We start from the raw sequence: 8,185 nt of genomic DNA on the forward strand, positions 1-8,185 counted from the left end.
TCCACCGGCGTGCGCGGCATCCGCCTGGCCGAGGGCGACAGCGTCATCTCCATGGCCATCCTGCGCTCGGTCCCGGCCACGCCCGACGAACGCTCGGCCTATGTGAAGCACGCCAACGCCATGCGCAGAGCCGTGACCGGCGAAGGCGACGACGCCGAGGACGTGGCCGCCCCGGACGAGGAGGAAGAAGCCGCCGGCGACGCCGCCCTGTCGCCCGAGCGCATCGCCGAGCTCGGCGCCGCCGAGGAAGTCATCCTCACGGTCTCCACCGAGGGCTACGGCAAGCGCACCTCCGCCTACGAGTTCCGCCGCACCGGCCGCGGCGGCCAGGGCCTCCTGGCCCAGGACCTCACCAAGCGCGGCGGCCGTCTCGCGGCCTCGTTCCCGGTGGAGGACAGCGACCAGATCCTGCTCGTCACCGACCAGGGCCAACTCATCCGCACCCCGGTGGAACAGGTCCGCATGGTCGGCCGCAACACCTCGGGCGTGATCATCTTCCGCACCAGCGCCGAGGAGCACGTCGTCTCCGTCGAACGCCTCGCCGACTCCGGCGAAGACGAAGAGGGCGACGACGCGGAACTCCCCGAAGCGCCCGAAGGCGGCGAGCTCTGAGCGCGCCGCAGGCGCTCCATCTAACCGCAGAGAGCGCAGAGGCTTCGCAGAGAGCGCAGAGATGCACTGCCCCTCTGCGCGCTCCGCGTGATCTCTGCGACCTCTGCGACCTCTGCGGTACAAGGCGGCCCTGAAGCGCCACCGCGACCGGAAGCGGAGCCCGGCGTGTCCGAGGGTCACCCAGGGGCACGGCGTTTTTCCCTTGCCAGAAGCGGCGCCGGCGGCGAAAGGGCGAACTAGGTGTGTTGGGGGACCTCAGCCGCATGAATCGCGTCGGCTTCTATCCGGGCACGTTCGACCCCATCCACAACGGCCACACCGACGTCATCGGCAGGGCGGCGAAGATCGTCGACCGCCTGGTCCTGGGCGTCGCCATCAACGCCGGCAAGGGCCCGCTCTTCAGCCTCGAGGAGCGCGTGGCCATCGTCGAGGAGGCCGTGGCCCCCTTGCGCAATCACTGCGAGATCCAGGTCAAGCCGTACGAAGGCCTGACCATGCACTTCGCCCGCGAGGTCGGCGCCAGCGTCATCGTGCGCGGCCTGCGCGCCGTGGCCGACTTCGAATTCGAGTTCCAGATGACCGCCATGAACCAGCAGCTCGACCGCGAGATCGAGACCGTCTTCTTCATGGCCGACCCCCGCCACCTGGCGATCGCCTCCAAGCTGGTGAAGGAGATCGCCGTCCTGGGAGGCGACATCACCAGCTTCGTCAGCCCCTCGGTGAAGCACCGCCTGCTGGAGAAGGTCGGGCGCAACTGAGCTGGGCGCGCCGCCGCAGCAGGTGGCCGACGGCGCCGAACCCCAGCAGCATCATCGCCCAGGTCGCCGGCTCGGGAATCCCCTCCGTCGGACCACCCACCCGGCGGTTGTTCACCAGCCAGTCGCCGGCGTTGGCGGTGACGCCGTCCGGCAGCACGAACGCGTCGATGCCGAACGGCACTTCGAAGCTGTTGCTGAATTGCGACGTCGCCGACTCCGGCGAGCCGCTGCCGCCGACCCCGGCCCCCGTGCCGAGCGACAGGGTCATAAGCAGGGGCGTGTTGGTCGGCACGACGAAGAAGTGCGTGCGCAGCAATGCGTCGGTCAGGGCGCCCGATACCGCGCCCTGCACGATACTGAAGTCATTGCGGATTATGCCGGAATCGTCGCCACCGCTGAAGACGAGCGAACCACCGCCGGCCAGCGAGTAGAAGAGGTCGACGCTGGCGCTGGCGGCGCCTGTCGAGTTCATGGCGCCGGAGAAGGCCAGGTTCGCCGCGACGGCCACGCTAGTGATGCTGGGGTCCGATGTGAAGGTCACGAAATCCGTGAAGGTGCTCTGCGTGCCGATCCCGAAAGCCGTTCCGAAATAGCCCGAGCCGACCGCGGCGCTGCTCGTGCCTCCGACATACCCGAAGGTCGCCGCCGCGCTCCCGTCGAGGAGCGACGCGCCGCCGATCGGAGCACAGGTGAGCGACCGCCCGGTCGGCGCCCCTTCGTTCGCACTGGCGTTGCCGCAGGAGGGCGTCCCCACGGGCGAGCCGATGCTGACCGCGAAGGTCGCGGCGGCGGCCGGCGCGGCGACGGCCGTCCCCGCGAGAAGGATAAGCAGCGCAAGCTTGTTCATGGTCGCACCTCGGTGACTTTGCCAATCGGCGACCTGTTGACCACGCCGCGCGGGGCTGCGCGTCGGGCGTTTGGCCTAGCCGGATGGGCTAGCCCGATGGCCGACGCGGTTGCGCTGGGCGGCGTGCGAGCTGAGATAGGGCAACGGAGGAGGGCCCATGCGGCGCGTGGCGGTGCATCTTGCGCAGATGGCGACGCTGGCGGGGCTCAGCGCCTACGTCCTGTTCTGGCTGGACGACGGCGCGCCCGCCCTGAACCGCCACGTCGGGATGGCGATCCTCGCCGCCTACATGACGATCTGGCTCGCGTTGCTGGCCAACGCCGTGCGCCCGGCCGCCACGCCAGAGCTCGCGCGCCGTCGGTGGCGGCTCTGCAATCGGTTCGTCGCCTGGGCCGGGACCATCGTGATCGTGGCGGCGTTCTGGATCGGCGCCGCCTATGCCGAGCCCTCGCTCCTCCTCGTGGTGGTCGTCTACCAGGTCGGCGTCGTCACCTTCGTGGTCATGGGCTCCATCCGCCGCCCGCCGGCCCGCCCGGGCCTGGGGCTGCAGATCCTCATCATCCCGGCCTCGATCGGGCTCTGGTACGCGCTCCACTGGCAGCCGCACTCGCCGGCGATGATCCTCTTCGCGCTGGCCTACGGTTACGTCGTCCTGTCGCTGCGCGGCGTCCTGCAGCGGGCGGTGACGCGGGAGACCGAGGCCCGCCAGGCCGCCGAGGCCGCCCTGGGCCGGGTCGCCGCGGAGCAGGCGGCGCGCAGCCGCTTCCTCGCCTCGGCCAGCCACGACCTGGGCCAGCCCCTGCAGGCCGCCCGCCTCTTCTTCGAGCAGGCCATGCGCAGCCCCGATCCGGCCCAGCGCGAGCGCGCCCAGCGCAACGCGGCCTGGGCGTTCGACTCCAGCGAGCAGCTGCTGGAGCAGATGCTCGACCACCTCCGGCTCGAGGCCGGCGCGGTCAAGGCGCATCCCGTCGAGGCGCCGGTGGGCTCCCTGATCGCCCGGGTCGCCGAGCTGCACGAGGCCGCCGCCCGGCTCGCGGGGACCGAGCTCGTCGCCATGCCCACCGGCCTGGCCGCGATCGCCGACCCGGCGCTGGCTGAGCGCGCGCTGGGCAACCTGGTCGCCAACAGCCTGCGCCACGCCAAGGCCACCCGCGTGCTGATCGGCGCACGGCGCCGCGCCGGGCGGGTGCGCCTGTGGGTGATCGACGACGGGGTGGGGGTCTGCGAGGCCGACGCGCCGCGGCTGTTCGAGGACTACGTCCAGGGCTCGGACCGTCCCGACGAGATCCGCGGGGGCTTCGGCCTGGGCCTGGGCTCCGCCCGCCGCATCGCCGAGCTGATGGGCGGGGCCGTCGGCCTGGACCGGAAATGGACTCACGGCGCCGCCTTCTGGCTTGATCTTCCCACCGCGCCGACGAAACCTGCCTGAAGTCCGCCGCTTGCGGTGGCGTTTGGGGGCGGCGGCGGGCCATGAAGTCGTGCCTGATCTGCGACGACCACGCGATGATGCGCGAGGCGCTCGTCGGCGTCGTCGCCCTGGCGTGGCCCGAAGCCGAGATCGCCCAGGCGGCCGACTTCCCGTCTGCCTGGACCGCAGCGGCCGCCGCACGGCCGTCGCTGATCATCAGCGACCTCATCATGCCAGGCGCCGCGCCGCTCGACGGCGTGCGCGGCCTCATGACGGCGGCGCCCGAGACGCCGATCCTGGTGGTCACCGGCAACGAGGACGACGCCCTGCTCCTGGCGCTGTTCCAGCTGGGCGTCGCGGGCTTTGCGCCGAAGACCTCCCGCAGCCCCGTGATCGAGGCGGCCATCCGGCTGATCCTGGCCGGCGGGCGCTACCTGCCGCCGCGGGTCGGAGAGCTCGCCGCCCGCCAGCGCCAGGGCATGGCGCCCCCGGCCGGCGTCGCCGCGCGCCTTACCGAACGCCAGATGGATGTCCTGCGGATGATCGCCGCCGGCCAGTCCAACAAGGCGATCGCCCGCGCCCTCGACCTCTCGCCCGCCACCATCAAGACCCACGCCGCCGCGGCCCTGGCCGCGCTCGGCGCCGCCAACCGCACCGAGGCCGTGTTCAAGGCGCGGGAGATGGGGCTGATCTAGCCGAGGGTGGTCGCGAGCGTGTCGCGAATGGTGTCGTAAGCGTTCGCCAGGGACTGGCCCGCCGCCGTGAGGCTCGCGAGGAGCGTCGCGGCGATCAGCACCGCGATGAGGCCATACTCGATGGTCGTCGCGCCGCGGCTGCACCTGAGGAATCTGACGAACGTCGCTTTCATGCCTCGAGCACGGTGACCCCGGCTTCCTTAGCGTTCCGCGAAGCGGCGCGGTTAACTTGCGGGGGCCGGACGGTCCGCCCTGCACCGCGAGAACCGCATCGCGTTCAAATCTCACGGCAATGTCGGTAGCCACCGGCGGGCGGAAACCTGCACTCTAGGTAGTTCCGGGCGACAGATCGCGCCTTTGGCGTAGTATGCAATCACGTCGAGGGCGGGCTGCAACCATGCATTGGTGGTCGCCACGAGCGAGCCGAGCCACAGCCGACGCCCCCTCGGGGCGTCCGCGGTGGCTCGACCTCGCCCTGGATCGGATCCCGGCGGACGAGGAGGAGGCCGCCCAGATCCGGGGCGCGCAGATCCACGCCATCGTGCGCCTCACACCGGTCGTCATGACGGCCAGCTGCGTCAACTCGCTCATCCTGCTGGCGGTGCTGGCGTCGACGGGGACGCTCAGGGCCGAGCACCTGATCTGGGCCGCGGGGCTCCTGGCGATGGCGTTGGCCTATCTGCGCGGCCGGCTCGGCAAGGGCGCGCCCCAGCGGCGACCGGCCTCACGGCGCGCGATCCGGCGGGCGACGGTCAACGGCGCGGTGTTCGGCGCCATCTGGGCGATCGTACCGGCGGCCTGGTTCGTGGGCGCGCCGCTGCAGGTGCAGCTCTTCGTGGCCTGCCTCACCGCCGGCATGCTGAGCGGCGGCGCATTCGTGCTCGCCACCGTGCCGCTGGCCGCCATGTCGTACGTGAGCCTGCTCGTGGCCGGGACGCTGTTCGCCCTGCTGCAGCACCCCTCGCCCGTGAACCTGGGCATCACCGCCCTCCTGACCAGCTACGCCGCGGTGCTCTTCGCCAACATCAACTGGAGCGCGGCGCTGTTCGTCGACAGCCGGCTGGCCGAGGGCCAGGTGCGCCGCGAGATCGCCGCGCGCGAGGCGGCCCAGGCCCAGGCGGCGCATGCCGAGCGGATGACTGCGCTGGGCGAGCTCGCCGGCGGCGTCGCGCACGACATCAACAACATCCTGCAGGTCGTGAGCGGCAGCGTGGCCCGCATCGAACGGCGTCCGGACAACCGCGACGAGGTCGCCCGCCAGGCGACCCGGATCCAGCAGGCCGTCGACCGCGGCGGGGCGATCAGCCGCCGCCTGCTCGCCTTCGCGCGGCGCGACTCGCTGCGCAGCGAACCGATCGACGCCCACGGCCTGCTCACCGAGGTGGGCGAACTGATCGCCGACGCGATCGGCCCGTCGATCCGCATCCATGTCCAGGCCGGGGAGGGGGCCGGCAGCCTGCTGGCCGACCGCCGACAGCTGGAGACGGTGCTCCTGAACCTGGCGACGAACGCCCGCGACGCCATGCCCGACGGTGGCGACCTGACGCTCTCCGCGGCCGGCACGGTCCTGGAGCGGGACAGCGACAGTCCCAGGCTCGCCGCCGGACGCTACGTGCGCCTGGTCGTCGCCGACACCGGCGCCGGCATCGACCCCGCCGACCTCGCCCGCGTCGTGGAGCCCTTCTTCACCACCAAGCCCCGGGGCAAGGGCACTGGCCTCGGGCTCTCGATGGCCAAGGGCTTCGCCGAACAGTCGGGCGGCGCCCTGTCGGTCGAAAGCGAACCCGGCCGCGGCACGACGGTGACGTTGTGGATCCCGCAGGCGGACGCGAGCCTCAAGCCGCCGGACACGGTCTCCCGTCAGGATGTCCGCTGTCCCGCCCTCGACGGCGACGGGCGGCGCGTCCTCGTCGTCGACGACGACGAACAGGTCCGCGACGGCCTGATGAGCTCGCTGCAGGACGCCGGCTTCGCCACCATTGGCGCGGAGGACGCCGCCGCGGCCCTCGGGCAACTGGATCGGGGCGCCCAGGTGGACGCCCTGGTCACCGATTTCGCCATGCCCGGCCTCAACGGCCTCGACCTCATCCACGAGGTCCACGCGCGCCGGCCGGGCCTGCCGGCGATCCTGCTGACCGGAGACCTGCAGGACCTCGCGCCCGGCGCCTTCACCCGCCTGAACGGCGAACCCTTCTCCCTCCTGCGCAAACCCACGCCCCCGACCCGGGTGGCGGAGCAGCTGGCCGAACTGATCGCCCGCGCTGCGCCCTGACACGCACCGGGCCGCAACCTGCGCCTTTCGCACGCGTTGGTACGGGGTACGCCTCCCATCCTGAGTGGCAGATGAACGCCGCAGCAATCCCTGCGGTCATCCGCGCTCCCTTAGAGTGCGTGCTCTCTCGAAAGGAGACCCCTATGAACAAGGCCCTCATCGCGGCCGTCGCCGCCGCCACCGCGCTCGCCGGTGTGCTGCCCGCAGGCGTCGCCGCGGCTCAGCCCTACTACGCCCAGGACCGCTACTACGCCCAGGACCGCTATCGCGACAGCGACCGGGATGGCCGCCCGGACGTGCGCGAATGGAACCGCGACCGGGACCGGGATGGCCGCCCCGACCAATACGACCGTCGCGACGATCGCCGCGCCGATCGAGGCGACTATCGCCGCGGTCATCGCGAGCACCGCTACTACGGCGGCCGATACGGCTACGACGGCTATGACGGCCGTTGGAGGACGGGTCAGCGGTACCCCTACTACAACAGCCGCCAGTACGTGATTTCGGACTACCGCGCCTACCGACTGCCGCCGCCCCGCCACGGTTACCGCTACTACCGGTCGGACAACGGCGACGTGGTCATGGCCGCCATCGCCTCAGGCGTGATCGGCCTGATCATCGCCGGCGCCCTGAACGATAACGGCCACGAGTATCCCAGCCAGTACGAGTACCGTCGCTACTAGCCGACGCGCCCCTCCGCCGGACAACCGGCGGAGGCGAGGCGCTATCGAAGTTCCCCGAGCCAGAGCTCCGGAGGAAAGTAGGGGAGGGATCATCTCTTCATCCGCCTCCCGACTGCCGGACACATGCGGCAATGGGAGCCCAATGCGCGAAGCGGCAGGGTCGTAGAGGCACGCCGCGCGGCGCCGACCGCTAATGAATAGCTGGCCTGACGGTTCTCACCGTCTTCTCGTTTCCAGGACAACACCCTACGTCCGCTGACGTACCCCCGTGTTCCACTCCCCGCATGACCGATGCGTCCCCCATGCTCTCGCGCGACGAGGCGATGCTGGCGCGGTTGGCCGAGCTCGATCTCGCCGCCGCGGAGAAGGCGCATGCCAAGCTGATGGCGGCGGAGGAGGCCGCCGAGATCGCCGAGCTGGGCCGCACCTACCAGCGCATGTCGCGCTCGCTGCGCCAGACCCTGGCGTTGAAGGCGAAGCTCGCCCGCGAGTGGGCGGACGAAGAGGTCCGGGCGAAGCTCATCGCCCGCCGCGACGCGGTGATCCGCGAGAACGCGATGGAGCGGCGGGTCACCGACCTGCAGGACGCGGTCGCGCGCATCGCCGCCGCCGACAATCCCGAGCTTCCCTCCCGCAAGCTCTGCGAGGACCTCTTCGATTTCGAACTGGACGACTGGTACGACGAGCCCGACTTCCTGGTCGGCGACCTCGACGCCCAGGTGCTGCGCGCCTGCCGCGTCCTGCACCTGCCCGAAGAGCTGGCCGCGACCTGGCGCAAGCTGCCCAGGCCCCCGCCGCTGCCGGACGGGGTCGAGTTCCCGACCTTCGACGAGCTGAACGCCGACGCGGACGACGACGACGCCTCGCCGCCCGTCATCCACCGCGACACCGGCTGACGGCGCGCAGCGCC

General features: G+C 71.4%; 9 protein-coding genes. 7 read left to right on the top strand and 2 right to left on the bottom strand.

Annotation, left to right across the window (positions count from 1 at the left end):
• Both VGD44_RS15510 and coaD read left to right on the top strand, forming a co-directional pair.
• Positions 1–612, top strand: a 612-nt coding sequence (locus VGD44_RS15510) for a DNA gyrase C-terminal beta-propeller domain-containing protein (protein ID WP_331088649.1), incomplete at its 5' end; no start/stop codon positions are given.
• Between the two features lie 263 nt (positions 613–875).
• Positions 876–1,370 (top strand): pantetheine-phosphate adenylyltransferase, encoded by a 495-nt coding sequence (gene coaD / locus VGD44_RS15515; RefSeq protein WP_331088651.1) that lies wholly within the window; start codon positions 876–878, stop codon positions 1,368–1,370.
• Here the strand turns inward: coaD and VGD44_RS15520 are convergent.
• Positions 1,321–2,217, bottom strand: a complete 897-nt coding sequence (locus VGD44_RS15520; protein WP_331088654.1) for a PEPxxWA-CTERM sorting domain-containing protein — start codon at positions 2,215–2,217, stop codon at positions 1,321–1,323. The two genes, coaD and VGD44_RS15520, sit on opposite strands and share 50 nt — an antisense overlap.
• 157 nt (positions 2,218–2,374) lie before the next feature.
• On the opposite strand from VGD44_RS15520, the gene VGD44_RS15525 reads away from it, so the two are divergent.
• Both VGD44_RS15525 and VGD44_RS15530 read left to right on the top strand, forming a co-directional pair.
• The gene (locus tag VGD44_RS15525) at positions 2,375–3,646 is read left to right on the top strand and encodes a HAMP domain-containing sensor histidine kinase (RefSeq protein ID WP_331088656.1); all 1,272 of its coding nucleotides are present in this window, start codon (positions 2,375–2,377) and stop codon (positions 3,644–3,646) included.
• 41 nt (positions 3,647–3,687) lie between these two features.
• Positions 3,688–4,320, top strand: coding sequence for a response regulator transcription factor (locus VGD44_RS15530; RefSeq protein ID WP_331088658.1), 633 nt, complete (start codon positions 3,688–3,690; stop codon positions 4,318–4,320).
• Here VGD44_RS15530 and VGD44_RS15535 read toward each other — a convergent pair.
• Complete coding sequence (locus VGD44_RS15535) at positions 4,317–4,493, bottom strand: Flp family type IVb pilin (RefSeq protein ID WP_331088660.1); 177 nt, start codon at positions 4,491–4,493, stop codon at positions 4,317–4,319. The genes VGD44_RS15530 and VGD44_RS15535 overlap by 4 nt on opposite strands.
• A gap of 224 nt (positions 4,494–4,717) precedes the next feature.
• On the opposite strand from VGD44_RS15535, the gene VGD44_RS15540 reads away from it, so the two are divergent.
• From VGD44_RS15540 to VGD44_RS15550, 3 genes are all read left to right on the top strand, one after another.
• Positions 4,718–6,592 (top strand): ATP-binding protein, encoded by a 1,875-nt coding sequence (locus tag VGD44_RS15540; RefSeq protein WP_331088662.1) that lies wholly within the window; start codon positions 4,718–4,720, stop codon positions 6,590–6,592.
• Between the two features lie 143 nt (positions 6,593–6,735).
• Positions 6,736–7,275, top strand: coding sequence for an RcnB family protein (locus VGD44_RS15545; RefSeq protein WP_331088664.1), 540 nt, complete (start codon positions 6,736–6,738; stop codon positions 7,273–7,275).
• A gap of 302 nt (positions 7,276–7,577) precedes the next feature.
• Entirely contained in the window at positions 7,578–8,171 is a 594-nt protein-coding gene (locus VGD44_RS15550) for a hypothetical protein (RefSeq protein ID WP_331088666.1), read from the top strand.
• Positions 8,172–8,185: the final 14 nt, after the last annotated feature.

The organism is Phenylobacterium sp. (assembly GCF_036402295.1).
In the GTDB taxonomy this organism is placed as follows: Bacteria; Pseudomonadota; Alphaproteobacteria; order Caulobacterales; family Caulobacteraceae; genus Phenylobacterium.

Bases quoted from the DNA above. Each gene is read 5' to 3' on its own strand.
- VGD44_RS15520 (WP_331088654.1), bottom strand. From the start codon at position 2,217: ATGAACAAGCTTGCGCTGCTTATCCTTCTCGCGGGGACGGCCGTCGCC.
- VGD44_RS15535 (WP_331088660.1), bottom strand. From the start codon at position 4,493: ATGAAAGCGACGTTCGTCAGATTCCTCAGGTGCAGCCGCGGCGCGACG.
- VGD44_RS15530 (WP_331088658.1), top strand. From the start codon at position 3,688: ATGAAGTCGTGCCTGATCTGCGACGACCACGCGATGATGCGCGAGGCG.
- VGD44_RS15550 (WP_331088666.1), top strand. From the start codon at position 7,578: ATGCTCTCGCGCGACGAGGCGATGCTGGCGCGGTTGGCCGAGCTCGAT.
- VGD44_RS15545 (WP_331088664.1), top strand. From the start codon at position 6,736: ATGAACAAGGCCCTCATCGCGGCCGTCGCCGCCGCCACCGCGCTCGCC.
- coaD (WP_331088651.1), top strand. From the start codon at position 876: ATGAATCGCGTCGGCTTCTATCCGGGCACGTTCGACCCCATCCACAAC.
- VGD44_RS15540 (WP_331088662.1), top strand. From the start codon at position 4,718: ATGCATTGGTGGTCGCCACGAGCGAGCCGAGCCACAGCCGACGCCCCC.
- VGD44_RS15525 (WP_331088656.1), top strand. From the start codon at position 2,375: ATGCGGCGCGTGGCGGTGCATCTTGCGCAGATGGCGACGCTGGCGGGG.